23 protein-coding genes are annotated in these 24,777 nt (G+C 56.3%); all 23 read left to right on the top strand.

The genetic code is table 11. The annotated features are described in order from the left end of the window. The 23 genes from dop (at position 1) to pyrF (ending at position 24,776) form a co-directional block, all read left to right on the top strand. Entirely contained in the window at positions 1–1,524 is a 1,524-nt protein-coding gene (gene dop / locus QP109_RS02130) for a depupylase/deamidase Dop (protein ID WP_285023030.1), read from the top strand. A gap of 56 nt (positions 1,525–1,580) precedes the next feature. Next, on the top strand, positions 1,581–1,763 hold the full coding sequence (locus QP109_RS02125) for a ubiquitin-like protein Pup (RefSeq protein WP_101628190.1): 183 nt from the start codon (positions 1,581–1,583) through the stop codon (positions 1,761–1,763). A gap of 1 nt (position 1,764) precedes the next feature. Further along, complete coding sequence (gene pafA, locus QP109_RS02120; protein WP_285023029.1) at positions 1,765–3,150, top strand: Pup--protein ligase; 1,386 nt, start codon at positions 1,765–1,767, stop codon at positions 3,148–3,150. Next, a complete protein-coding gene (locus tag QP109_RS02115; RefSeq protein ID WP_285023028.1) occupies positions 3,147–4,148 on the top strand; it encodes an FKBP-type peptidyl-prolyl cis-trans isomerase in 1,002 nt (333 codons plus the stop codon). Before pafA ends, QP109_RS02115 begins: the two co-directional genes overlap by 4 nt. Positions 4,149–4,326: 178 nt before the next feature. Beyond that, entirely contained in the window at positions 4,327–5,100 is a 774-nt protein-coding gene (hisF, locus tag QP109_RS02110) for an imidazole glycerol phosphate synthase subunit HisF (protein WP_285023026.1), read from the top strand. Between the two features lie 42 nt (positions 5,101–5,142). Further along, a complete protein-coding gene (gene aroC, locus QP109_RS02105; RefSeq protein ID WP_285023025.1) occupies positions 5,143–6,354 on the top strand; it encodes a chorismate synthase in 1,212 nt (403 codons plus the stop codon). Next, complete coding sequence (gene aroB / locus QP109_RS02100) at positions 6,351–7,958, top strand: 3-dehydroquinate synthase (protein ID WP_285023024.1); 1,608 nt, start codon at positions 6,351–6,353, stop codon at positions 7,956–7,958. Before aroC ends, aroB begins: the two co-directional genes overlap by 4 nt. Beyond that, positions 7,955–8,542 carry a shikimate kinase gene (locus tag QP109_RS02095; protein WP_285023022.1) on the top strand — a complete coding sequence of 196 codons (588 nt, stop codon included), beginning with the start codon at positions 7,955–7,957 and terminating at the stop codon, positions 8,540–8,542. Before aroB ends, QP109_RS02095 begins: the two co-directional genes overlap by 4 nt. A gap of 22 nt (positions 8,543–8,564) precedes the next feature. Further along, complete coding sequence (gene efp, locus QP109_RS02090) at positions 8,565–9,128, top strand: elongation factor P (RefSeq protein ID WP_101628184.1); 564 nt, start codon at positions 8,565–8,567, stop codon at positions 9,126–9,128. Further along, entirely contained in the window at positions 9,128–9,727 is a 600-nt protein-coding gene (nusB, locus tag QP109_RS02085; protein WP_101628183.1) for a transcription antitermination factor NusB, read from the top strand. Before efp ends, nusB begins: the two co-directional genes overlap by 1 nt. A 144-nt stretch (positions 9,728–9,871) precedes the next feature. Beyond that, positions 9,872–10,546, top strand: coding sequence for a GntR family transcriptional regulator (locus tag QP109_RS02080; RefSeq protein ID WP_101628182.1), 675 nt, complete (start codon positions 9,872–9,874; stop codon positions 10,544–10,546). Between the two features lie 182 nt (positions 10,547–10,728). Further along, positions 10,729–11,505, top strand: a complete 777-nt coding sequence (locus tag QP109_RS02075; RefSeq protein WP_285023020.1) for an SDR family NAD(P)-dependent oxidoreductase — start codon at positions 10,729–10,731, stop codon at positions 11,503–11,505. Between the two features lie 34 nt (positions 11,506–11,539). After that, a complete protein-coding gene (locus tag QP109_RS02070; protein ID WP_285023018.1) occupies positions 11,540–12,577 on the top strand; it encodes a TRAP transporter substrate-binding protein in 1,038 nt (345 codons plus the stop codon). Positions 12,578–12,583: 6 nt separating this feature from the next. Beyond that, on the top strand, positions 12,584–13,225 hold the full coding sequence (locus QP109_RS02065) for a TRAP transporter small permease (protein ID WP_285023016.1): 642 nt from the start codon (positions 12,584–12,586) through the stop codon (positions 13,223–13,225). Then, positions 13,218–14,492 carry a TRAP transporter large permease gene (locus tag QP109_RS02060; RefSeq protein ID WP_285023014.1) on the top strand — a complete coding sequence of 425 codons (1,275 nt, stop codon included), beginning with the start codon at positions 13,218–13,220 and terminating at the stop codon, positions 14,490–14,492. Before QP109_RS02065 ends, QP109_RS02060 begins: the two co-directional genes overlap by 8 nt. Before the next feature lie 82 nt (positions 14,493–14,574). Further along, positions 14,575–15,411, top strand: coding sequence for a transketolase (locus QP109_RS02055; protein WP_285023012.1), 837 nt, complete (start codon positions 14,575–14,577; stop codon positions 15,409–15,411). Continuing rightward, positions 15,411–16,358 carry a transketolase family protein gene (locus tag QP109_RS02050; RefSeq protein ID WP_285023010.1) on the top strand — a complete coding sequence of 316 codons (948 nt, stop codon included), beginning with the start codon at positions 15,411–15,413 and terminating at the stop codon, positions 16,356–16,358. Before QP109_RS02055 ends, QP109_RS02050 begins: the two co-directional genes overlap by 1 nt. Positions 16,359–16,586: 228 nt before the next feature. Then, on the top strand, positions 16,587–17,156 hold the full coding sequence (gene pyrR, locus QP109_RS02045) for a bifunctional pyr operon transcriptional regulator/uracil phosphoribosyltransferase PyrR (protein WP_285023008.1): 570 nt from the start codon (positions 16,587–16,589) through the stop codon (positions 17,154–17,156). Next, a complete protein-coding gene (locus tag QP109_RS02040) occupies positions 17,156–18,148 on the top strand; it encodes an aspartate carbamoyltransferase catalytic subunit (RefSeq protein ID WP_285023006.1) in 993 nt (330 codons plus the stop codon). The genes pyrR and QP109_RS02040 overlap by 1 nt, the downstream gene beginning before the upstream one ends. After that, the gene (locus tag QP109_RS02035) at positions 18,141–19,466 is read left to right on the top strand and encodes a dihydroorotase (protein ID WP_285023004.1); all 1,326 of its coding nucleotides are present in this window, start codon (positions 18,141–18,143) and stop codon (positions 19,464–19,466) included. The genes QP109_RS02040 and QP109_RS02035 overlap by 8 nt, the downstream gene beginning before the upstream one ends. Beyond that, positions 19,463–20,635, top strand: a complete 1,173-nt coding sequence (gene carA, locus QP109_RS02030; RefSeq protein WP_285023002.1) for a glutamine-hydrolyzing carbamoyl-phosphate synthase small subunit — start codon at positions 19,463–19,465, stop codon at positions 20,633–20,635. The genes QP109_RS02035 and carA overlap by 4 nt, the downstream gene beginning before the upstream one ends. Beyond that, positions 20,635–23,934 carry a carbamoyl-phosphate synthase large subunit gene (carB, locus tag QP109_RS02025; RefSeq protein ID WP_285023000.1) on the top strand — a complete coding sequence of 1,100 codons (3,300 nt, stop codon included), beginning with the start codon at positions 20,635–20,637 and terminating at the stop codon, positions 23,932–23,934. The genes carA and carB overlap by 1 nt, the downstream gene beginning before the upstream one ends. Continuing rightward, a complete protein-coding gene (pyrF, locus tag QP109_RS02020) occupies positions 23,931–24,776 on the top strand; it encodes an orotidine-5'-phosphate decarboxylase (RefSeq protein WP_285022998.1) in 846 nt (281 codons plus the stop codon). Before carB ends, pyrF begins: the two co-directional genes overlap by 4 nt. Position 24,777: the final 1 nt, after the last annotated feature.

Raw genomic sequence — 24,777 nt, 5'->3', positions numbered from 1 at the left:
ATGACCCACGTGATTGGAACCGAAACCGAGTACGGCGTCTATCGCCCAGGTGATGCATGGGCGAACCCCATTGCACTTTCGTCGCAGGCGGTTCGTCTCTACGCTGAGATTTCTCGCGATGGGACGCCGGCACAGGGCGCTGCACCCGTTCGCTGGGACTACCGGGCTGAGGACCCGCTCAACGATATGCGCGGTATCCGCTTGTCACGTGCGGCCGCCGACCCCTCGTTGCTGACGGACGATCCATATCACTTGGCGCCGTCGGGTGGCAGTGAGCAGATTGAACGCCCAACTCCAGAAGAAATGGCTTTGCCTGCACAGACCACCGCGGTTTTGACGAATGGTGCACGCCTGTATGTTGACCACGCTCATCCGGAGTATTCCGCTCCAGAAGCGTTGGGTGCCCTTGAAGCCACGCTCTATGATCGTGCCGGCGAGGTGATCGCACGCCGGATTATTGAAGAATCGCTCAAGAGCGAAGACGGTCCTATCGTCCTAGTGAAGAACAATACGGACGGTAAAGGCGCCGCCTACGGAACTCACGAGAACTACCAGATCCCCCGCAGTGTTGACTTCGACGATGTGGTTCGTGGACTGACTCCGTTTTTTGTTTCTCGACCGATCATATGCGGTGCTGGACGCGTGGGTCTGGGACAGAAATCTCAAGTTCCAGGGTTCCAGATCTCTCAGCGAGCTGACTTCGTCGAAAACGAAGTGGGCTTGGAAACCACCTTTAATCGCCCGATCATTAATACGCGCGACGAACCGCACGCGAATCCGGCACACTACCGGCGTCTGCACGTCATCGGTGGTGACGGCAATATGTTCGATGTCTCAATCCTTTTGAAACTTGGCGCAACATCGCTGGTCTTGTGGGCAATCGAGCAGGGGATTGGGCTGGAGTGGGAAGCCCTCACGCTCGATGACGCCGTGCAGGAAACATGGAACCTTAGCCACCACCCGAATCTTGATTACAAGATGAACACGGCTGGTGGACGCGCATACACGGGACCTGAATTGCTTCAGGTGTATTTGGATCTCGTTCTTGCAACCTTCGACCGAATGGGCATCAGCCCCGAAGGTGAAGACCACGCGATTCTGACCCTCTGGCAGGACGTCCTTGATCGTATGCGCGCTGATATATTCTCTGTTTCCACTGAAGTTGAATGGATCGGCAAGTATCAGCTGTTGGGTCGAAAAAAGGATCGTCTGGGAGTTGAGTGGAACGACCCCCGTTTGACAGCGATGGACTTGCAGTGGGCTGATCTTCGCCCGGAGTACTCGCTTGCTTTGAAGCTGGGTAAAGCCGGACGCATCAAGAGACTCTTTAGTGACCAACAGGTTGAAGATGCAGCCTCTCAGCCTCCGACAACGACCCGCGCCTTTGCCCGCGGTCACGCTGTGGCGTCACGTCCAGACTTGGTGAAAGCCTCGTGGACGTCCCTCGTCATTGATCCGGGGCAGGGGAATCTTATCCGCTATCCGATTGCGGATACTGCGCAAACACGTAGCCCCGTGGAATGATCCGCACCGGTGGAATAATTTCACATCGTAAAGAAACACAGGTTTAGGAGATACGAATGGATATCCGTCAACTGTTTAGTCCTTCGGGGGACAACGACGAATTCGACGATACCGAGGCTGCTGGCCAGGTCCACGCCCAGACTCAGTCGATTGATGATCTGCTCGACGAAATCGACTCTGTGCTTGAAACGAATGCAGAAGCGTTCGTTCAGGGCTTCGTCCAGAAGGGTGGCCAGTGAAGTGAGGCGTCGCGTAGTCGGCATCGAAACTGAATATGGCCTGATGAGCGCCGCACCGCCCGGGGTTCCAGCAATGGACGCCGACATGGCTGCACGCAAGCTCTTTGAACCGTTGCTACATCGGGGACGATCATCGAATCTCTTCTTACGCAACGGTGGCAGGCTCTACCTTGATGTTGGCTCGCACCCCGAATATGCGACTGCTGAATGCGATCGCCTAGAAGACCTGTTGAACCAGGATCGCGCAGGCTCACTGATGCTCGCGATGCTGGTAGCTGATGCTGATCGCTCGCTTGAAAAAGAGGGGAGCACTGAGCGTCTGCACCTGTTCCGCAATAACGTCGACTCGCAGGGAAACTCGTGCGGTTGCCATGAAAACTACCTTCTGCACCGTCGTCGTGATTTCCGTCAGGTCGCAGATGCCCTAGTTTCATTCTTTATCACTCGCCAGATTCTGGTGGGCAACGGTCTGATTCGACGTAATGCCTCCGGTGCGACGCTCGCTTTCTCCCAGCGCGCTGAGCAGATGTGGGATGCCGTTTCATCCGCAACAACGCGTTCACGCCCGATCATCAACACCCGTGACGAACCGTTGGCAGATTCCGGTTCATACCGTCGTATGCACGTGATCGTTGGCGATACGAACGTTGCCGAGCCAACGACTGCGCTCAAGGTGGGGGCCACCGAGATGCTTCTTCAAGCAGTTGAAGACGGCTTGCATATCGAAGACCTAGCGATGGCTGATCCTATGCGGTCCATCCGCGAGATTTCCATTGATTTGACCGGTGGAACTGAAGTCGAACTTGCCGATGGTCGTCGCTGGACTCCCGTCCAAATCCAGCGTGAGATTCGCGAACGTGTCTTGGGCACAATCGACACCGCAGAGCTTGACGATACGCATCGCTATGTTCTTGATCTCTGGGAACGCGGTTTGAACGCGATCGAATCCGGCGATTGGTCTCCGATCGACACCGAACTCGATATCGCTATCAAAGCCAAGCTCTTCTCGTCCTACGTTTCAAAGGCAGGGACGAACCTTGCAGATCCGCGTGTGGCTCGTTTGGATTTGAGCTACCACGACATTACCGGCAGCTCCCTGCTTGACCGTATGGAGGCGTCCGGCCTCGTGAGACGACTAACGAAGCGCGAAAGTGTGCAGGCGGCCGTGAATACCCCGCCTGCGACCACCCGCGCTCATCTACGAGGCCGCATCATCGGCGCTGCCGAAGATGCACGCGTTGACCTGAGTGCTGACTGGGTTCACGTGCGCGTTGACGACTTGTCGGCTTCCCCGCTTTCACTGCAGGATCCTCTGGCCAATGAAGATCCACGCGTGGATGAGCTCATTGGAAAGATCGCGTCCTGGTCACCGGTGCTTCCCGCATGAGCATGATTGATCTTTTCACACCCTCGCATAGGCATGGTCTGCGCAATCTAATCATTGCGTTGCTTGCCATCGTCGTGGTTGCTGGCATCGCAATCGTCGCCGTAGTACACGCGACCCACAACGAGTCGGGCTCATCGAACGTGCAGAGCATCAGAGGCCCCCTTGACTCCGTGTCAGTCTCGGGTCGTATTGGCGCGATCCCTGTTGTGACCATGGGACAGCCAGTGACGGTGAATCTCGCAAAAGCCAAGGTTCTTGAGACCGGAACTGGGCGGGAAATTACGAAGGATTCACCGATTCTGCTGGCTATCACCTCGTTCGACGGTAAAACGGGCGAGAACCTGTCCGCGGATGGGCGACCCGACCTCGTTGTCGGATCCGCAGACCAAGCAACCTTGAACGATGCTCTTCTTGACATTGTCGTTGGACTTCACGAAGGATCACGAGTCCTTGTCGCCCATCCGTTGGCTTCATCCCAGGGTGAGGCCGCGAAGGCGACAGATCAGAACACAGAGCTTCTCGTGGTTGATATTTTGTATTCGATCGCGAACGGTAGTGAAGACGCCGGTGGGTCCTCCGGGGTCCTGTCTGTGACGATGACCGACGAAGGCCCTGTGATTGAACACGGAAGCGATGTTCCCACGGACGTGACAACCCAGATCCTGATCAAAGGTGAAGGACAGCAGGTCACATCGAGCGATCAGATTGTGGTTCAGTACGCCGCAGTGGGATGGAACGACGGCGTTGTTCGAGCATCGACATGGCAGACGGGCAAGCCAGAGGTCGTCTCAATGCTCACCGCGATGACCGGCTTGAAGCAGACTCTTGTTGATCAACGTGTGGGATCGCGACTGGCGATTTCCATTCCGCCCGATCTGGCGAACGGTGACGACACTTTGTGCATCGTCATCGATATTCTGGGCACTGAACCAGCTTCCGATAATGCGTCTCAGTCGGATGCTTCAGCCGAGCATACGGGCGCAGCTCCGTCAGATTAACCGGAGTCTTCTTCCGACGCGCAGAGCACCGCCGAAGAGTAAGCGGAGCGAAATACAGTCCGAATACCGCTAACGTAAGTGACAGCCAGTCAGCCAATAGTTCGCCCACACATGCTTTGCATGCACAAGGCAGGACTGTCCTAAGGTAGTGAAGAGACCTCGACGAAGAAGGATAAACATGAGCGTCGCACTGAGAATTATCCCGTGTCTTGATGTGAATGCTGGGCGCGTCGTGAAAGGCGTGAATTTTCAGAATCTGCGCGATGCTGGAGACCCTGTTGAGTTGGCTAAGCGCTACGGGGCTGAAGGGGCTGACGAAATAACTTTCCTTGATGTGAGTGCGTCGACTGAGAACCGTGGCACGATGCTTGACGTCGTGTCGGCCACGGCGGAACAGGTGTTCGTTCCTTTGACCGTTGGCGGTGGAGTTCGGACTGGCCAAGACGTGGCGACACTACTCAAAGCGGGCGCTGACAAAGTTGGAATGAACACCGCTGCGATCGGCAACCCTGACGTGATTTCCGAGGTTGCGGATCGTTTCGGTAATCAGGTTCTGGTCCTGTCCGTTGACGCTCGGCGTTGCCCGCCAGGCGTTGAAACACCTTCGGGCTTTGAAGTGACCACTCACGGTGGAAAGCGGTCGACCGGTATTGATGCGCTCGAATGGGCGATGGATGCCGAGCGCCGTGGTGTGGGTGAAATTCTGCTGAACTCAATGGATGCGGATGGGGTGAAGCAGGGCTTCGATATCGAACTGCTGAATCTCGTGAAAGAACGCGTGCACGTGCCGATTATTGCTTCGGGTGGCGCCGGAACGGTTGAGCATTTCGTTGAGGCTGCTCGCGCGGGAAGCGACGCGATGTTGGCGGCGTCCGTGTTCCACTTCGGTGAAGTAGCGATTCGCGACGTGAAGATGGCATTGGATCAGGCCGGTTTCCCCGTTCGCATGTGATACGCCACGGCCTTGCACGGTCACTTATGAAAGACTGGAACCATGCTCAGATGGCTTACCGCAGGTGAATCACACGGTCCGGCTTTGATCGCTGTCATTGATGGTGTTCCAGCCGGTCTTCGTATCGAATCCGACGATTTTGTTCGGGCTCTAGCCCGTCGTCGTCTTGGCTATGGGCGTGGGGCACGCCAGTCTTTTGAGAAGGACGTCGTGCGTATCGTCGGCGGTGTCCGTCATGGTATGTCGACGGGTGCTCCGATTGCGATTGAGATTGCGAACTCAGAATGGCCCAAATGGGAAGTTGTGATGAGCTCCGATCCAGTTGCCCCAGATCTTCTGCTGATTGATGCCGGTGCTGGCGACGAACGTGAGATTGCGCGGAACAAGAAGCTGACTCGCCCGCGTCCAGGTCATGCGGATCTTCCAGGAATGCTGTCGTATGGTTTTGATGATGCCAGACCAATTCTGGAGCGTGCGAGTGCGCGTGAGACCGCTGCTCGTGTGGCGCTCGGTTGCGTTGCCGAGGCGATTTTGGACCAGGTGGCCGGTATTCGTCTGGTCAGCCATGTTGTGCAGGTGGGAACGCAGATCGCAACTGATCCTCATCTTCCGACTCCGGATGATGAGGGTGCTCTGAACGAATCTCGCATGCGTACCCTTGATACCGAGCTTGACCAGCGTTTCGTTGATGTCGTCGACGAAACGAAGAGGGCCGGGGACACCATCGGCGGTGTCGTCGAAGTGATTGCGTGGAACGTGCCCATTGGTTTGGGAACACACGTGAATGCCCAGCGTCGTTTGGATACGAAGGTTGCGGCTGCGCTGATGTCGATCCAGTCTGTCAAAGGTGTTGAGATCGGTGATGGTTTTGCTCAGGCGGCGTTGCGGGGCAGTGTTGCTCACGATGAGATCGTGAAGGGTGACGACGGGCATCTGCGTCGTACGTCAAATCGTGCCGGTGGTATCGAAGGTGGTACCTCGAATGGTCAGCCGATTGTTGCTCGTGCTGCGTTCAAGCCGATTTCTACGGTTCCGCGTGCTCTTCGTAGTGTGGATCTTGCGACGGGTGAAGAGTCCGTCGGCTTGCATCAGCGTTCTGATACCTGTCAGGTTGTTCCCGGTGCTGTCATTGCGCAAGCTGAGCTCGCGCTTGTGCTGGCCGATGTTCTCGATGGCCACGCCGGAGGAATGTCGGTAGAGGAAATGCGTCGCAATCTTGGCGCATATATCGCGTCAATTCAGGAGCGCTCATGAGTGTCTCTTCACCTTCATCGATTCGACTACATCTTCCGCTTGTTTTTGTTGGATTGCCCGGCGCGGGTAAGTCGAAGGTTGGGCGCCTTGTTGCCGCCCAGCTTGGGGTTTCCCACGTGGATACTGACGACCTCATCGAAAAGAGCGCGGGTAAGTCGATTTCGCAGATTTTTATGGACGAGGGCGAGCAGGGTTTTCGTCAGCGTGAGATTCGCGCGGTGCATCAGGCTGTGCAGATGGGCGGGGTGATCTCGTTAGGCGGTGGTGCTGTGACATCTGAAGAGGTTCGCGATGCCCTGCGTGATGTCTGTGTCGTCCATATTCATGTAGAACATGATGAGTTAGTGCGTCGGGTGACGAAGAAGGCTCACCGTCCTTTGCTTCGTGAAGATCCTGATGGGATGCTCCGCCAACTGCGTCGCGAACGTTTGCCACTCTACGAGGAAATAGAGACGATTCGGCTTGAGTCTGACGATGGGCCTGCTTCAGAGGTTGCCGATCGCGTGGTGGATTTGGTGGATCTTGGATGGAAACGGATTCACGTTGGGGGAGATGCTCCCTACGACGTGTGTGTTGGTCACTCGATTCCAGTCAGCGCGATTGCAGGAGCATTGCGATCTGATGCTTCGAAGGTACTGATTGTTCACGCCCAGCCTCTTGTGACGAAAGCACGCGAGGTTGCAAACGGTCTTGAAACGATGGGCTTTGAGGTGGGTATTGCTACACACCCCGATGGTGAGGCGGGCAAGAGCCTCGACGTCGTTGCACGTCTCTGGGATGAAGCTGGGCGCATGAAGCTCGGCCGAGCAGATGCTGTTATTGCCATTGGTGGTGGTGCAACAACTGATATGGCGGGTTTTGTTGCAGCAACGTGGCTACGTGGGATCGGTTTGATCAATATTCCGACGACCTTACTGGCCATGGTGGATGCTGCAGTTGGTGGGAAGACGGGAATCAACTCATCAGCGGGCAAGAATCTGATTGGCTGCTTCCACCCGCCGTTGCGCGTGATCGCAGACCTCGATTATCTGTCCTCGTTGCCGGAAAAAGACTTCGTAGCTGGTCTCGGCGAAGTTGTGAAGTGCGGATTCATTCGTGATACGGAAATTCTTCGCATTATCGAAGGAACCGACACGAACCTCCTGAGCGATCCGCGCTCCAGCCAGATTCGAGAGCTGATCGAACGTGCTATCGCAGTGAAAGCGGATGTTGTTTCAGCTGACTTGAAAGAATCGGGATTGCGCGAAATCCTCAACTATGGGCACACGCTGGCTCATGCGATTGAAAAGTGCGAGAACTTTTCGTGGCGTCATGGTGAAGCGGTCGGCGTCGGATGCGTGTTTGCCGCACACCTCGGCGTTGTTCGTGGGCTTCTGACAGATGCCGACGTTGAACGTCATGTCAGTGCATTCTCACGAGTTGGCTTGCCGGTTACCTATTCCGGTACGTCCTTCGATGAATTGCTGGACGTCATGCTCTCAGATAAAAAGGTGCGTGCAGGTCAGCTCCGTTTCGTTTTGCTTGATGGCATTGGAAATGCGGCGACCTATCGGATATCGCCTGATGAAGCCAGGCAGACAGCTACGCGTTTGGGGATCGCATGACAATCGAGTGTGTTGATACTTCTGTGGCAGGCGCTATCTGTGATAGAGATTCATCTGGGGTCCCCGGCCTCGTCCTTGTGGGAGTTTCCGGTGCGGGAAAGACAGCGGTTGGCCACGCCATTGCTTCGCTGACCGGAATGCACCTGGTTGAAACTGACGACCTTGTTGAATGCCAGAGCGGCAAAAGCGTTGCACAACTGATCATCGGAGGCACAGGGGATGTGGAGCAGGTGCGAGCAGAATGTGCGCTTCGGGCGCTCGGTAGCGCAGGTGCAATCGTCACAGTTGGTGCCTCGCAAATTGAGAACGAGGCCGTGGCCAGGCAGCTTCAACGCTTAAACGATCAGGGGGTCACAATCGTTGAGCTCTATGCCGACGTGAGTGAAGTGGCTCGACGCGAGGGACTGAATAAACCGCGTTCGGTTGGCCTGGGGGCACCACGTGCAATGCTCAGGCTGATGATTGCAAACCTGCATGAAAAATACTCAGAGATCGCTAATGTGTTAGTTGATACACGCGGTAAAACCGTCGATGAGGTTAGTAGAACCGTTATCGAACAGTGTAAAATCGCGTTGATTCCTTGAAAAACCAAAGTGAGGTATATCTGTGGCAACGACGAATGATCTGAAGAACGGCACAGTCATGGTCATCGACGGCCAGCTGTGGCAGGTCGTTGAATTCCAGCACGTCAAGCCGGGTAAGGGCCCCGCATTCGTGCGCACCAAGATCAAGAACGTGATGAGTGGCAAGATCGTCGACAAGACCTTCAACGCCGGTCTCAAGATCGAAACCGCAACCGTTGACCGTCGCGACATGACGTACCTGTACCAGGACGGCACCGACTATGTTTTCATGGACGAAAAGACCTACGAGCAGGTCAACGTTCCCGAAGAGATCGTCGGCGATGCCCGTAACTTCATGATCGACAACCAGTCCGTCATCGTTTCCCAGCACGATGGCACTGTCCTGTTCGTTGAACTCCCGGCTACTGTTGTCCTGACCATCACGCACACCGAACCCGGTCTGCAGGGCGACCGTTCCTCGGCAGGCACCAAGCCCGCAACGCTTGAAACCGGCTACGAGATCCAGGTCCCGCTCTACATGGAAGAAGGCACTCGCATCAAGGTTGACACCCGCGATGGTTCTTTCTCGGGACGTGTCAACGACTGATGTCCAAGGCATTTCGTTTCACTTCACGAACGAAAGCTCGCAAGCGCGCTGCTGACGTCGTTTTTGAAGCAGATCAGCGAGGCATGGGGCGTAACCCCGACGTCTTGCGCGATCTTTTGCGTCAGCGCAAAGTGATCACGGCAGCAGAAACCCCGCTTCCGGAATATTCGATTCAAGCAATCGAAGGTGTCGCTGATAACCTGCGTCGCATCGATGATTTGATCGAAAAGCACGCGAACGTAGCGGGCCTTGATCGAATCGCCGGTGTTGACCTGGCGGTTATGCGCGTTGGCGTGTGGGAAATGCTGGACAACGACGATGTTGCGAACATCATCGCGATCGATGAAGCAATTGCAATTGTGAAGTCGATTTCTGGTGACGGGGCTCCGCAGTTCGTCAATGCTGTTCTTGACGCGATTCGACGTGAACTCGAGGCATCCCCGTGGTCGCGTCGTAGTCGTGATAATGACGCTGACGTGTCGGCTCCCGGTGATGATGCGTCCAGCCTGGCAGGCTCAGATGAGGCTAGCTCCCCTCAGACGCAAGATTTGAGTGTCGATGAGCTTGAAGAGCTTGACGAGTTGCTCGACGAATACTGAGCAGGTTGGCTTGTAGTGGCGGATCGTAGCAAAAGCTATGGTCCGCCACTTGCTTTCTGTACTTATTAACCTTGATGAAAAGTGTTAATGTGACAGTGATATTTGTTGAGTGTTAACGACTGTCAAAGATGAGGAGTCGTCGCTATGCCCATGAAGGGGATTAACCGACTGACACTGCGTGAGCAGGTGTGGACGACGCTGCGCTCGGAGATCCTTGAGGGCAACTTGCCAGCTGGTTCACGTCTGGGTGAGGTCGATCTTGCCGAACAACTGAACGTGAGTCGTGGCACCGTTCGCGAGGCGCTACGTAAGCTCCAGCAGTCTGGTCTTGTCGAAGGTGAAGACCGCATTGGTTTGCGCGTCGCTCAATTTACTCCCAAGCAACTTCGTGAGCTCTTTGCTGTACGCGCAGCTCTAGAGGGACTGGCGGCGTCGACGATCGTAACCCGAGGGCGAGGAAGCGAAGTCGCTGATCTCCTTGAAAAGAATCTCCCTGCGGGGGCGGACGGCAAGAGTGTCGTGGAAGTTCTGGATGAAGACCTTGGTTTCCATCAGATTCTGTGTCGCGAATCCGGCAATGAAGTGCTGTTGGAGATGTGGAACGACTTGCAGGACCGGATGCGCGTTGCAATCATGTCCGACGCATCTGCGCAACGCGCTGAGCTGATGAGCGGTGTTTATCATCAACCGATCGTTGACGCCCTTCGCGCTGGAAATCCCGAAACGGCACGCGAGACTCTGAACGAGCACATGCGCTATGCGGGTGAGGTTTGGGCAGTGAACAGGGAAAAACAAGAGTCGCGAGTCGACGAAGCCTAGTTCAACCGCATTCTTTTCAAGGGCGACACGTCTCCTAAAAAAGGGAGAGTGTCGCCCTTTGTTTTCGAAGCTCGTCAACGTTTAGATTGTCGAACCAAAGTGATTGACAGTAGATAGTTAACGGTCTACTGTTAACAATAAGTCAGCAATGGTGTTGACAATCACAAAGAGGTGGGGAAATCATGAGCTACGGCACGGGTGTTGGGCAGCGTACCGCTGTCGTTACCGGAACATCATCACTTAAGGGCATCGGTTACCAGGCCGCACTTCGCTTTGCGAAGGAAGGCTGGGGCGTCGCAATGCTTGACATCAACGAACAAGGCGCAAAGGCTGCTGCCGAAGCAGTAAAGGCTGCTGTTCCTGAAGCTGTCGTGCAAGCATTCACGGTGAACGTTGCGGACCCCGAGTCAGTTGCCAGAGTGAAGGACGCCATCGTTGCATCTGATCTTCCCCCTGTCGGCGCTCTTGCGAACATCGCCGGTATTCCTTCGCCTATGGGCTTCCTCGAACTTGACCTGGCAACCTGGAACAAGGTGCTTGCGGTCAACCTCACCGGTTCATTTCTGCTAGCACAGGCACTGGTTCCGCTGATGATCGAGAACGGCTACGGACGTGTGGTTAACACATCGTCGGTGACCGCTCAGCACGGTGGCGGCGTGTTCTCGAAGACCTCGTACGCAGCAGCAAAGGCCGGGGTTCTCGGTCTGACTCGTGGCATGGCACGCGAACTCGCCGAGTACGGTATCACCGTGAACGCTGTTGCCCCAGGCGTAGTGAACACTGAAATTCGCGTCGGTACCGACGAGGCCACCGAAAAGGCTCTGGCAGAAGCAGTTCCACTTGGCCGCCAAGCAGAGCCTTGGGAAATCGCCGCCCTGATCTGCTGGCTGTCCAGTGAAGATTCGGCGTACATCACCGGTTGCACTCACTCCATCAACGGTGGCACGTACATCTGTTGATTCTTTCCCATCTGCACGTCAAAGGAGACGACATATGTTTCAACGACGAAACATGGTGAGTGGCATCGCTGCCACTGTTGCCGTCGCTGCATTACTTGCCGGTTGTGCTGGAGGTTCCGGACCTCGTCACACCGACGCGATCCGTATCATTCTCGGTCACGGTGCAGCTCCCGGTAATCCGCGCTCAAACGCCGCACTTCTTTTTGAACAGCTGGTTGAAGAGAAGTCGCACAACACGATCGATATTCAGATTCTCGGTCAGGAAACCGTGGGCTCGGACTCCGAAATGATGGTCTCGGTTGCCGCCGGCACACTCGATATGACGATCAACTCTCAGGGACCGTTTGCGACCTACGTTCCCGAAGCAGCATTGATTGGTCTTCCCTTCCTGTTCGAGAGCTCCGAGCATGCCTACTCCGTTATCGATGATGAATCGATCGAAGGATACCTGGCTGATCAAGCAGAAGAACACGGCTTTCACCTGCTTGGTTTCTGGGATAACGGCATGCGTGACCTGACGAACTCAAAGCACGAGATCAACAGCCCCGAAGACGTTGAAGGTCTGAAGATTCGTACACCCGATGACACGATGACGATCTCGATCTTCAATGAACTCAAGGCAAACCCGACACCAATGGCCTTCGGCGAACTCTACCTGGCTCTTCGTACGGGTGCCGTCGACGGACAAGAAAACCCGGTTGTCAACATCAAGAGCTCCAAGCTCGATGAGGTTCAGCCCCACCTAGCAGTCACCGGTCACAAGTATGAAACCAACCCTTTCGTCATGTCGACGACTCGTTGGGAACGACTGACCCCTGAACAGCAACAGATCATTCAGGAAGCCGCTGACGAGGCCCGCGATTCTCAGCGTCAGGAAATGACCACTCAGACTAAGGAAATCTACGCCGAGTTTGAACAGAGCCTGACGGTCACTCACCCGGACAAGACCGCGTTCCGAGACGCAACGAAGCCTGTTTACGTCCAGTGGCAGGCAAAGTTCCCGGAGTTCTACACCACGATCACCGAAGCTGCTGACGCTCATCGTTCGCAGTACGCAGAAGGAGGGGAGTGATTTTCAATGAGTGAATCCCAAACTCCGAACTCGGTTGAACCCGAGATCAAAACAGTGATTACCGAAGAGGACATAGCAAGGCTTGATACTCAAGCAGTCCTCGATGAGCCACTGGAAGCAACAGATCCCATTAACGCAATCTTCCTGAAGGTTGGTACGTGGGTAGCTGTCGTTCTGACAGTGATCATGCTGGTACTTGTGACTCTGTCGGTCATCATGCGATACGTCTTCAATTCGTCTATCGAGTTGGCGTCTGAAGGACCAAGCTACTTTCTTCCCTGGTTGATCTGCGCTGGCGCCGTTGTCGCGCAGGCACAGATGGCCCACGTTGGAGTCAACTTCTTTCTTGAGAAGCTCTCCGGCAAAGCCTTCCAGCATGCCTCGGTTTGTATCTGGGTATTCGTTGGCATCCTCATGGCGTACATAACCTACCTTGGCGCCTACATGGCAGGCCCGATGACCGCTCAGATTACCCCGATCATGGGCTGGCCCCAGATCGGTAGCTTCTCGGCATTCATCGTCATGACCGCTGCACTTTCAATCCAAGCATTCGTTCGAGCCTGGTTCTTCCATCGTGACGGTGCGCTGCGCTCAATCGAGATGCAATCCGAGGCCGGTTCAGTGAAGAAGGAGGCCACCAATGCTTGAGGTTGGTATCGCGATCCTCGTTTTCATCGCCCTACTTTTATGTGGCGTTCCGGTTGCCTTCTCGGTTATTGCAGGATCCGTTGCAGGCTTGTTCGCAATTGGCTCGCTACCGATGGAAGCACTGTCGCAACAGTCCTTCGCAGGTGCAACCGACTACTCAATGCTTGCAATCCCGTTCTTCATCTTGACCGCTGACCTGCTGTTCTCCGGCAGGCTCGGTGCCCAGGTGATCGGTCTTGCAACGCGCCTCGTTGGCCGTTTCCGTGGCGGTGTCGGCATGACATCCGTTCTGACCAACGCTGTCTTCGCCGGTGTTTCTGGTTCGGCAGTCGCTGACGCTACCGGCCTTGGTAAAGTCATGATCCCGTGGACAAAGCGCCTCGGCTACCCGGCAGAGTACGCCGCAGCCGTGAACGCATCCTCATCAGTTCTTGGCGTTATCATCCCGCCGTCAATCCCGATGATCCTGTTTTCCGCAGCGTCTGGCGCCTCTGTCGCATCGGTCTTCAACGCAGGCCTCATGCCCGGCATCGTGATGGCTCTATGCCTGATGTTCGGCTGCTGGTTCATTGCGTGGAAGCACAACTACCCGCGTGTGAAGGCAAAGCTGACTGCGAAGAAGCTCGCCGTCGATCTTTTGATCGCCACACCGGCCATCCTGATTCCGGTTGTCCTGATCCGCATCTTCCTGTTCACCGGTACTGCAACCGTCACTGAGGTTTCGGTTCTGGCAGCTGTTTACGCAATCCTGATTCGCACGACGATGTACCGCGACCTCACCTGGAAGTCCTTCGTTCGTTCGATTGCAGAGTCCGCCGCTTCGACCGCCGTCGTCATGATCCTGATCATGTTCTCCGCTGCACTGTCCTGGCTGCTGACGATTCAGGAAGCCCCGCAGAAGCTCGCAACCACGTTGTTGTCGACCACGGATTCCTACCCGCTGATCGTTCTGTTCATCATCATCATCCTGATTATCACCGGTATGTTCTTGGATATGGCTCCCGCCATCCTCCTGCTCACTCCGGTCCTGATGCCACTGGCAAGCGCCATTGGAATGGGAACAGTTCACCTCGGCATCCTGATGGTCTGCGCGCTCGCTATGGGCCTCTACACTCCACCAGTCGGAACGACGCTCTACATTTCAGCCGGTATCGGTCGAGTGGGTATCAACAAGGTCACCAGAGAGCTCGTGCTCTTCTACGCCCTCATTATCCTGTTCGTCCTCGCCGTTGCTTACCTGCCTGGCTTGATGTTCATCCCAGCGTAAGCACTCCATCTTTTGGGTCGGGTCTAACCGGCGGTTTTACCCGACTCGTCTCACTCCCTTTCACCGAAGAAAGAATAGAATCATGGTGCAAAACATCACCACCGAAGAACTCAAGGAACGGGCGAAGGAGCTTCGCAAGACTTCCGTTCAGATGGTTTACGAGGCCCAGTCCGGTCACCCTGGCGGTTCTCTCTCGGCTGCTGACGTTGTCGCTAACCTGTACTTTCGCGAAATGCGTTATGACTCGAAGAACCCGAAGTGGGAAGACCGAGATCGCTTCGTTCTTTCCAAGGGCCACGTTGCTCCCGTGCTTTACTCGGCACTCGCTATCACTGGATTCGTTCCCATGGAGACGATCCACACACTGCGTAAGAAGGGGTCACCATTCCAGGGACACCCGGATTCGAAAAAGTGTCCCGGTGTCGAAATTTCAACCGGCTCTCTCGGTCAGGGCATTTCGGCAGCAGTCGGCATGGCTCTTGCGCAGAAGCGTGATGGACGTGATTCCCGGACCTACACCCTCCTTGGTGATGGCGAGACGCAGGAAGGCCAGGTCTGGGAAGCAATCCAGTGTGCCCACACCTACCATCTAGACAATTTCACCGTCATCATTGATGACAACAACCTGCAGATTGACGGTCGCTGCGACGAGGTCAGCCCAAACCTTGACTTCGTGAAGAAGCTCGAAGCATTCGGATACGAAGCAGTCGAAATTGATGGTCACGACATGGATGCGATCTCACAGGCATTCGACACGTTCCGCGAGCACAAGAATGGCAAGCCGAAGGGCCTTGTCATCAAGACGATCAAGGGCAAGGGCGTGTCCTACATGGAAGATCAGGCCGTGTGGCACGGCAAGGCACCGAGTAAGGAAGAGTTCGAACAGGCTATGGCCGAACTTGAGAAGGGACTGAACTGATGAAGGTGTCAGTGAACTACGACGAAAAGGCTCCTACTCGTAATGCTTTCGGCGATGAAATCGTTGAACTTGGTAAGGCGCACCCTGAGATTTACGTTGTTGACTGCGACATCGCGAAGTCCTGCCAGACCACGGCATTCTCGAAGGTTCTGCCCAACCAACACGTGAACGTTGGTATTGCCGAACAGAACGGTGCCGGTCTCGCAGCAGGTCTGGCAACCTCGGGCAAGATTCCCTTCGTTGTCACGTATGCCGTCTTCGGCTCCCTGCGCATGGGCGAGCAGATCCGCCAGTCGATCTGCTACCCGAAGCTCAACGTCAAGATCGCTTGCTCGCACGGCGGCCTGACCCCGGGCAACGATGGTGGCTCCCATCAGGCGATCGAAGACATGGGTGCCATGCGTGGCCTGCCCGGCATGACCGTTGTGATGCCCGCCGACTACAACTCAACCCGCAAGCTCGTTCGTGCTGCCGCGGATTGGGAAGGCCCGATGTTCCTGCGCTTCACCCGCGACGCAGTGCCGTCAATCTACGGTGAAGATGAGGAATTCGAGATCGGCAAGGCAAAGGTGCTGAACGAAGGCACCGACGTTGCGATCATTGCGAACGGCGACACGGTTCGTCTGGCGATTGAAGCAGCACAGAAGCTTGAAGGTGAAGGCCTGTCCGTGCGCCTCGTCGATATGCACACGATCAAGCCTCTCGATGAGGACGAGGTCAGGAACTGCGTCGCAACCGGTGCAATTGTCACGGTTGAAGACCACACGATCATGCATGGCCTCGGTGCTGGCGTTTCGCAGGTTGTTGCCCGCGAGGGTGGTGCGCGCGTCCGCCAGATCGGCATCCAGGATCAGTTCGGTCAAAGCGCAACCTACGAGGAGCTCCTCGAAATGAATGGCATCACCGTTGACGGCATCGTGGAAGCAGTCCATGAGCTGAATGCCTGAGCCACCCCCATCATCCAGCCCGATTCCCCCTCTCATTGCTTCTCCAGCCCGGTGTGAATAGGGGAGTCGGGCTGGTGTGCTGTGGAAGAAAACCGCCTGCTTGCTCGGCAAACATCGGTGATGATCAGCACGCCGTCACCTAGACAGATCCGCGGGGTTGAGCACTACACTTGTAGGTGAAGCGTTCCTTTAAATTCCGTCCTGTGAGGCGGGGAAGGAGATTCACTGATGGGATCAGTGCACCCACACGCAGAGCGGGGCAGCTCTGCACGGCAGGTTTTAGATGCCGATGACATTGCCCGTTCACTCACGCGAATCGCGTTTGAGATTATTGAAAGAAATGGCGAAGAGCAGACGCTGGTCGTCGCGGGAATCCCGACTCGTGGCGCGACCCTTTCCAAGCGCTTAGTCGAAAAGATCAACGAGGTCGGTGGCAGGCGCGCGCAACTTGCCATCATCGACACGACAATGTTCCGGGATGACCTTTCCTCTCAGCCCCTTCGCGAGCCTAAGGAATCATTTGTGCCGGCCGATGGCATCGACGGACGTACCGTCATTCTGGTCGACGATGTACTGTACACGGGACGCACCATCAAGGCTGCTCTCGATGCGCTGACATCGATCGGCCGCCCGAAGGCAGTCCAACTCGCAGTTCTCGTTGACCGAGGCCACCGTGAACTGCCTATTCGCCCCGACTACGTGGGCAAGAATCTCCCCACCGCTCGTGATGAGTCAGTGTCTATTTGGCTGAATGAAACTGATGGCGAAGACTGCGTTCTGATTGAGAGGAACAACTGATGTCCTTGAACCACCTCATTTCCATTCGTGACCTCGAATATCGCGATGCCCTCTTGCTTCTCGACACGGCTGAACAGATGGCGGCAACGCAGTCACGTCGAGTGAAGAAACTACCAACACTTCACGGTCGCACTGTTGTCAATCTGTTCTTCGAGGATTCAACCCGTACACGTCTGTCGTTTGAGGCTGCTGCAAAGCGCCTCTCGGCAGACGTTATTAATTTCTCCGCTAAAGGATCGTCGGTCTCCAAAGGCGAATCGCTCAAAGACACGGCTCTCACCCTCCAAGCCATGGGCGCCGACGCGGTGGTTGTCCGCCACTCTTCTTCCGGAGCGGCTCACCGCCTTGCACACGCTGGTTGGATGAACCTGCCAGTGCTGAACGCGGGCGATGGTACTCACCAGCACCCGACTCAGGCGCTCCTTGATGCCATGACCCTGCGTCGCCACTACAAACGCAACCCCTCAGACCCCGACGTTGAACCGCTGGCACCGGGCACCGATCTCAAAGGCGCGCGCGTCGTAATCGTCGGCGATGTTCTCCACTCGCGAGTTGCGAGGTCCAACGTTGATCTTCTGACTCTGCTGGGCGCCCACGTCACGTTGGTCGCGCCTCCTACGTTGCTTCCCGTGGGCGTTGAAAACTGGACCTGCAATATTGAATACGACTTCGATAAGGCTCTCGCCACTGACCTCGACGCCGTGATGATGCTACGCGTCCAGCGCGAGCGCATGAGCACTGCCGGTGGCGGATTCTTCCCGTCACCGGGCGAATATCACACCGCATACGGCCTCGATAATCAGCGTTTCAACGCTCTCAACCCCGAATGCATCGTGATGCACCCCGGCCCGATGAACCGAGGCCTTGAAATGAGCGCGGAGGCAGCTGACTCAAAGCGCTCCGTTGTCGTCGAACAAGTTTCCAATGGCGTCAGCGTTCGTATGGCTGCCCTTTACCTGCTTCTTGCCGCGGAAGGAAACACCAATGACTGAAAACACCTCGAAAACTTGGTTCATTTCCGGCGCATCGATTTTGGGAGACCAATCCAGCGACATCCTGGTCCGTGACGGCGTCATTGTTGCTATCGGTGACGAAGCAAAGGATGATGCCGCCAATGCCCGGCATATTGATGCCGACGGTCTGATCGCGCTTCCCGGCCTCGTCGATATGCACACGCACCTGCGTGAACCCGGGCGTGAAGACGCTGAAACGATCGAAACCGGCACGCGCGCTGCGGCGGTGGGTGGCTACACAGCCGTTCACGCGATGGCGAATACGACCCCGGTTGCCGATAGTGCATCGGTTGTCGATCAGGTGTGGCAGATCGGTCACGACCTGGGATGGGTTGATGTTCGCCCGGTCGGTGCCGTGACTCAAGGTCTCGCTGGCAAGCACCTGTCGTCGATGGGTGCGATGGCACATTCCCGCTCTCAGGTGCGCGTCTTTTCTGATGATGGCAAGTGCGTGTCGGATCCGGTTCTCATGCGTCGTGCCCTCGAATATGTGAAGACTTTCGGTGGTGTCGTTGCACAACACTCGCAGGATCCGGAGTTGACTGATGGTGCGCAGATGAATGAATCGCCACTGTCTGGCGAACTTGGTTTGGCCGGTTGGCCTCCCGTCGCTGAAGAGGCGATCATTGCCCGTGACATTTTGCTGGCAAAGCACGTCGGTTCGCGCCTCCACGTGTGCCACCTTTCGACTGCTGGATCGGTAGATCTGATCCGCTGGGGCAAGCGCATGGGCGTTGACGTGACGGCAGAAGTAACTCCGCACCACCTGCTCCTCACTGAGGAAATGGCCGCGACTTACAATCCGCTCTACAAGGTCAACCCGCCACTTCGCACTCGCGAAGACGTGGAGGCAGTCCGCGAGGGCCTCGCCGATGGCACGATCGACGTTGTGGGAACCGACCATGCTCCGCATCCGCTGGAAGACAAGGACTGTGAGTGGCAGGCGGGCGCGTTCGGCATGACCGGTCTGGAAACTGCATTGCCGATCCTGATCGAAACGATGGTGAACACCGGCCGCATGACGTGGGCCGACATTGCTCGAGTGATGTCGATAACGCCTGCGCAGATCGGCAAGGTTGCCACTCAAGGACAGGGCCTTGTGGTGGGCGCTCTGGCCAATATCACTCTGGTTGATCCGAGCGTGCGCCGGAAAGTGGATCCCGCCCAGCAGTTCACGCGCTCAACCAATTCGCCGTACCGCGGGATGGAGTTGCCCGGCCAGGTTCTGTACACGCTGTACGCCGGTGAGGCAACCGTGCTGGGTGGAATGCCGATTGAAAAGGCGGACCGGCAATGATCCAATCAGAACTCGCACTGCTCGTCCTTGAAGATGGCACGGTATTCCCCGGATGCGCCTGGGGCAAACGCGGTCGCACACTGGGTGAGATTGTCTTTTCCACAGGCATGACCGGATACCAAGAGACGCTCACAGATCCTTCATATCACCGCCAGATCGTTGTGATGACGGCACCTCACATCGGTAATACCGGTGTTAACGATGAAGATCCTGAGTCCAAGCAGATCTGGGTTGCCGGCTTCGTTGTGCGTGAGCCTGCACGTCGAGCATCAAACTGGCGATCGAAGCGCACCCTTGATGAAGAGCTCATTGAGCAGGGGATCGTGGGAATTAGTGGTGTTGATACTCGCGCTATCACACGCCACATTCGCTCCCACGGCGCGATGCGCGCTGGAATCTTCTCCGGTGGTGCGCTTCCCGCAGGCGCTGAGCACCTGAATAACCAGGTGCGCGATGCTCTGGTACGTATTGTCGTTGATCAACCGATGATGGCCGGCGCAGCCTTAGCATCCGATGTCTCGACAAAAGACACCTACGTTGTTAAAGGCGAAGGCGAACCGGTATGTCGCGTGGTGGCCGTGGATTTGGGCATCAAATCGCGCACACCGGAGCAGCTTGCACAAAGAGGGGTCGAGGTTCATGTTGTTCCCAACACCGTGAGCTTCGCGGATATTCAGGCTCTGAACCCCGATGGAGTTTTCTTCTCGAATGGGCCGGGTGACCCCGCGTCTGCTGACCACGAAATTGAGCTACTACGTGCGGTCCTGGATGCTGGGCTCCCGTACTTCGGCATTTGCTTCGGACACCAGCTGTTCGGTCGTGCTCTGGGGTATGGAACCTACAAGCTTGAATTCGGTCACCGAGGTGTCAACCAGCCGGTGAAGGATCTGGCGACCGGTCGCGTTGAAATCACCGCCCACAACCACGGTTTCGCAGTGGACGCCCCCGTTGGGGCTCCCTCGGTCGCACCGTTCGACGATGGCCGCTATGGAAAGGTCGAAGTCAGCCACATTGGTCTAAACGATGGGGTTGTGGAAGGCCTACGGGCATGTGATATCCCCGCTTTCTCGGTTCAATACCACCCCGAAGCGGCGGCTGGTCCTCACGATGGTGAGCACCTCTTCGATCGTTTTGTATCCATGATTCTGGCTTCGAAGGAGGCGAACTGATGCCTAAGCGCCAAGATTTGCAGTCCGTCCTTGTTATCGGGTCCGGTCCGATCGTTATTGGTCAAGCGTGCGAATTCGACTATTCGGGTACGCAGGCATGCCGTGTTCTCAAAGAAGAAGGCCTGCGCGTTATCCTCGTGAACTCCAACCCGGCCACGATTATGACCGATCCGGAGATCGCCGACGCCACGTACGTTGAACCGATTACCCCCGAAGTCGTTGCGTCGATTATCGAAAAGGAACGGCCGGACGCTCTGCTTCCGACGCTGGGTGGTCAAACTGCACTGAACACTGCAGTTGCGCTGAACGAAGCTGGCATTCTCGAAAAGTACAACGTTGAGCTGATCGGCGCGTCCATCGAGGCGATTAACGCGGGCGAAGACCGTGAGATCTTCAAGGAGATCGTTGAGACGTGTGGCGCCGAAGTCGCACGTTCCTATATCGCTCACACGATGGAAGAATGCCACGAAGCGGCAGCTCAACTCGGCTACCCGCTGGTTGTACGTCCCTCGTTCACGATGGGCGGGTTGGGTTCAGGCTTCGCCTATACCCCCGAAGATCTCGAACGCATCGCAGGCCAGGGACTCGCGGCGTCGATCACCACCGAGGTTTTGCTCGAAGAATCCATCCTCGGGTGGAAGGAATACGAGCTCGAGCTCATGCGAGACAAGGCGGATAACGTCGTTGTCGTCTGTTCGATCGAAAACATTGACCCGGTGGGTGTTCACACGGGTGACTCGGTGACCGTTGCACCCGCATTGACGCTCACTGACCGCGAGTTGCAGCGCCTGCGCGATATCGGCATTGCGGTGATCCGTAAGGTCGGTGTGGATACCGGTGGCTGTAATATTCAGTTTGCTCTGGATCCGAAGACCGGTCGCATCATCGTCATCGAAATGAACCCGCGTGTATCGCGTTCATCCGCACTGGCATCCAAGGCGACGGGCTTCCCGATTGCGAAGATCGCAGCGCGCCTCGCCACCGGTTACACGCTCGACGAAATCCCGAACGACATCACGGGCTCCACGCCTGCCTCTTTCGAGCCCACGCTGGACTACGTCGTGGTGAAGGTTCCGCGATTCACCTTCGAAAAGTTCCCGGAAGCTGACCCCACGCTGTCGACCTCAATGAAAGCAGTCGGCGAGGCCATGGCAATCGGGCGCAACTTCACGGAGGCGTTTCAAAAAGCGTTGCGCTCCATCGACAAGTCGGGAGTTCAATTCTCGTGGGCGCGGCCTCGTCCCACCGCAGAAGAGACAAAAGCACTTGTCGCTCAGGCTGCACGAGGCACCGAACAGCGCTTTGTGCAGGTCATGGACGCAATCCGTGGAGGTGCGACGCTCGACGAGCTCTTCGAGTCGACGAAGATCGACCCCTGGTTCCTTGACCAGTTCTACTTGCTTGACGAGATTGCTCGTGAAATCGCTCAAGCTCCCGCGCTCAACCGCGAGGTACTGAGTCTTGCGAAACGTCACGGCTTCTCCGACCGTCAGATTGGTGATATTCGAGGCCTGTCGGAGACGAGCGTGCGAGAAGTACGAGGTGCTTTCGAGATTCACCCCGTCTTCAAGACGGTGGATACATGCTCGGCAGAGTTTGCGGCGAAGACTCCGTACCACTACTCGAGCTACGACTTCGAGAACGAGGTTGCGCCCCGCGAGCGCGAAGCAGTCATCATTCTGGGTGCTGGGCCGAACCGTATCGGCCAGGGCATTGAGTTCGATTATTCGTGCGTGCACGCAGCGATGAGCCTGCGCGAGCGCTACGACACAATCATGGTGAACTGCAACCCAGAAACCGTGTCGACTGACTACGACATTTCGGATCGCCTCTATTTTGAGCCCCTGACGCTTGAGGATGTGCTCGAGATCTACCGGACAGAAAGCGCGGCCGGTCCACTCAAGGGTGTCATTGTTCAGTTGGGTGGTCAGACTCCGCTGTCGCTTGCGCGTGATCTTGAGGCTGCGGGTGTGCCGATTCTTGGCACGTCGCCGTCGTCGATCGATGTGGCTGAAGACCGTGAAGAGTTCGCTAAGGTGCTGGCGATTGCCGGTTGCCCGGCTCCGGCGCACGATACGGCTCATATGGTCTCGCAGGTTCGCGAGGTTGCTGAGCGCGTTGGATATCCGGTGCTTCTGCGCCCCAGCTTTGTCTTGGGTGGTCGTGGCATGGAAATCGTGAACGACGAGGCCGCGCTCGATCGCTATCTCGATAGGCCGGATATTGGCGCGCTGTTCTCACGCGGTCCACTGTTGATTGACCGTTTCTTGGATGCGGCGATCGAAATTGACGTGGACGCGCTGTATGACGGTAATGAATTGTTTATGGGCGCCATTATGGAGCACATTGAAGAGGCCGGTATTCACTCCGGTGACTCGGCGTGCGTGTTGCCACCGATGACTCTGTCGTCCAGCCAGCTTCATCGGATTGCTGCATCGACCGAAGCGATTGCACGTGAGGTGGGGGTGCGTGGCCTGATCAATATCCAGTTCGCCCTCTTGTCCGATGTCCTGTACGTGATTGAGGCGAATCCTCGTGCTTCTCGTACGGTGCCGTTTGCTTCGAAGGCGACGGGCGTACCTTTGGCGAAGGCAGCATCTTTGATCCAGGTGGGCGACTCGATCGCATCGTTGCGTGAGCGTGGCATTCTTCCGCTCACGGATGCACGCGAGATCCGTGATGGTGCCTCGATTGCAGTGAAGCAGGTTGTTCTGCCATTCAAGCGCTTCCGTACAGCTCAGGGATTGGTCGTGGATACGATCCTCGGGCCTGAGATGCGCTCGACGGGCGAGGTCATGGGTATCGATCACAACTTCCCGACGGCATTCGCGAAGTCGCAATCCGGTGCGATCGGAAAACTGCCGACCAAAGGTACGGTCTTCATTTCGATTGCGGATACGGACAAGCGTGCGATCGTGTTCCCTGCGGCTCGAATGCGGGACCTTGGTTTTACGATTCTGGCAACAACGGGTACAGCTTCGGTGTTGCGCCGAAACGGGATCGAGGCCCAGGGTGTTCGCAAGCGCTCTGAGGGACGAGGCAATGAAGGTGAGCCCACCATCGTTGATCTGATTAACGATGGGATGATCGACATCGTTGTGAATACTCCGCAGAAGAGCGATAACCGCCACGACGGCTATCAGATTCGTACCGCTGCAATGACCCACGACAAAACGATTGTGACGACGCTCCAGGCGTTTAACGCGCTTGTTCAAGCGATTGAGGTGCGTACTCACGGTGCGTATCACGTGCGATCATTGCAGGAATGGGATGCGCTTCGAAAGGAGAATGAACGATGACCATGCGAGGTTTCGGTGATCGTCTTGCCGACGCAATGGCTGAGCATGGGCCTGTGTGCGTTGGGATTGACCCGCACCCCAGTCTGCTTGACCAGTGGGGCTTAGATCATTCGATTGACGGGTTGCGTAGGTTTTCTCTGGGCGTTGTTGAAGCGTTGGGAGGCAGAGTTGGGGCATTCAAACCGCAGTCAGCCTTCTTCGAACGTTTTGGATCACACGGCGTCGGCGTATTGGAAGAAGTCATTGACGCCTGTCGAAATGCGGGTTCCTTGTGCATCGTGGACGCTAAACGTGGTGACATTGGTTCAACTATGAACGGTTACGCCGATGCGTATCTGGCTGATGGCTCTCCGCTGGCTGGCGATGCTGTGACTCTTTCACCGTATTTGGGTGTTGGCTCGCTTACCCCGGCGCTTGAAATGGCAAAAGAGACAGGCAGGGGAGTGTTCGTTCTTGCTCTGACATCGAACCCCCAGGGTGCTTCGGTTCAACATTGTGTGAACTCCGAGGGGCAATCGGTTGCTGGGGGAGTCGTTCAAGCACTGTCCGATTTCAATGCGACGTTCGACTTTGAGCATATGGGTCCTGCAGGAATTGTTGTGGGCGCGACCGTTGGGGATGCTCCGCATCGCCTGGGCATTTCTTTTGATGCCTTCAATGGCACAATTCTTGCCCCCGGGGTGGGAGCTCAAGGTGCCGGACCGAAGGAACTGGACGAGGTGTTCGGCCAAGCAGCTTTGAACGTGCTCGCGTCGTCATCTCGAGCGATTTTGGTCAAAGGCCCCGATGCTCTGGGCCTTCAACAGGCATATGCTCAAGCGGTCGGAGAATTAGCTGAGTGAA

The organism is Pauljensenia sp. UMB9872 (assembly GCF_030212665.1).
Lineage (GTDB): Bacteria > Actinomycetota > Actinomycetes > Actinomycetales > Actinomycetaceae > Pauljensenia > Pauljensenia turicensis_B.
Note: the sequence above shows the minus strand (reverse complement) of the source record. Positions and strands in the feature narration are given on the sequence as shown.

Coding starts and splice junctions, on each gene's coding strand:
- dop (WP_285023030.1), top strand. CDS start 1: ATGACCCACGTGATTGGAACCGAAACCGAGTACGGCGTCTATCGCCCA.
- QP109_RS02125 (WP_101628190.1), top strand. CDS start 1,581: ATGGATATCCGTCAACTGTTTAGTCCTTCGGGGGACAACGACGAATTC.
- QP109_RS02115 (WP_285023028.1), top strand. CDS start 3,147: ATGAGCATGATTGATCTTTTCACACCCTCGCATAGGCATGGTCTGCGC.
- hisF (WP_285023026.1), top strand. CDS start 4,327: ATGAGCGTCGCACTGAGAATTATCCCGTGTCTTGATGTGAATGCTGGG.
- aroC (WP_285023025.1), top strand. CDS start 5,143: ATGCTCAGATGGCTTACCGCAGGTGAATCACACGGTCCGGCTTTGATC.
- aroB (WP_285023024.1), top strand. CDS start 6,351: ATGAGTGTCTCTTCACCTTCATCGATTCGACTACATCTTCCGCTTGTT.
- QP109_RS02095 (WP_285023022.1), top strand. CDS start 7,955: ATGACAATCGAGTGTGTTGATACTTCTGTGGCAGGCGCTATCTGTGAT.
- nusB (WP_101628183.1), top strand. CDS start 9,128: ATGTCCAAGGCATTTCGTTTCACTTCACGAACGAAAGCTCGCAAGCGC.
- QP109_RS02080 (WP_101628182.1), top strand. CDS start 9,872: ATGCCCATGAAGGGGATTAACCGACTGACACTGCGTGAGCAGGTGTGG.
- QP109_RS02075 (WP_285023020.1), top strand. CDS start 10,729: ATGAGCTACGGCACGGGTGTTGGGCAGCGTACCGCTGTCGTTACCGGA.
- QP109_RS02070 (WP_285023018.1), top strand. CDS start 11,540: ATGTTTCAACGACGAAACATGGTGAGTGGCATCGCTGCCACTGTTGCC.
- QP109_RS02065 (WP_285023016.1), top strand. CDS start 12,584: ATGAGTGAATCCCAAACTCCGAACTCGGTTGAACCCGAGATCAAAACA.
- QP109_RS02060 (WP_285023014.1), top strand. CDS start 13,218: ATGCTTGAGGTTGGTATCGCGATCCTCGTTTTCATCGCCCTACTTTTA.
- QP109_RS02055 (WP_285023012.1), top strand. CDS start 14,575: ATGGTGCAAAACATCACCACCGAAGAACTCAAGGAACGGGCGAAGGAG.
- QP109_RS02050 (WP_285023010.1), top strand. CDS start 15,411: ATGAAGGTGTCAGTGAACTACGACGAAAAGGCTCCTACTCGTAATGCT.
- pyrR (WP_285023008.1), top strand. CDS start 16,587: ATGGGATCAGTGCACCCACACGCAGAGCGGGGCAGCTCTGCACGGCAG.
- QP109_RS02040 (WP_285023006.1), top strand. CDS start 17,156: ATGTCCTTGAACCACCTCATTTCCATTCGTGACCTCGAATATCGCGAT.
- QP109_RS02035 (WP_285023004.1), top strand. CDS start 18,141: ATGACTGAAAACACCTCGAAAACTTGGTTCATTTCCGGCGCATCGATT.
- carA (WP_285023002.1), top strand. CDS start 19,463: ATGATCCAATCAGAACTCGCACTGCTCGTCCTTGAAGATGGCACGGTA.
- carB (WP_285023000.1), top strand. CDS start 20,635: ATGCCTAAGCGCCAAGATTTGCAGTCCGTCCTTGTTATCGGGTCCGGT.
- pyrF (WP_285022998.1), top strand. CDS start 23,931: ATGACCATGCGAGGTTTCGGTGATCGTCTTGCCGACGCAATGGCTGAG.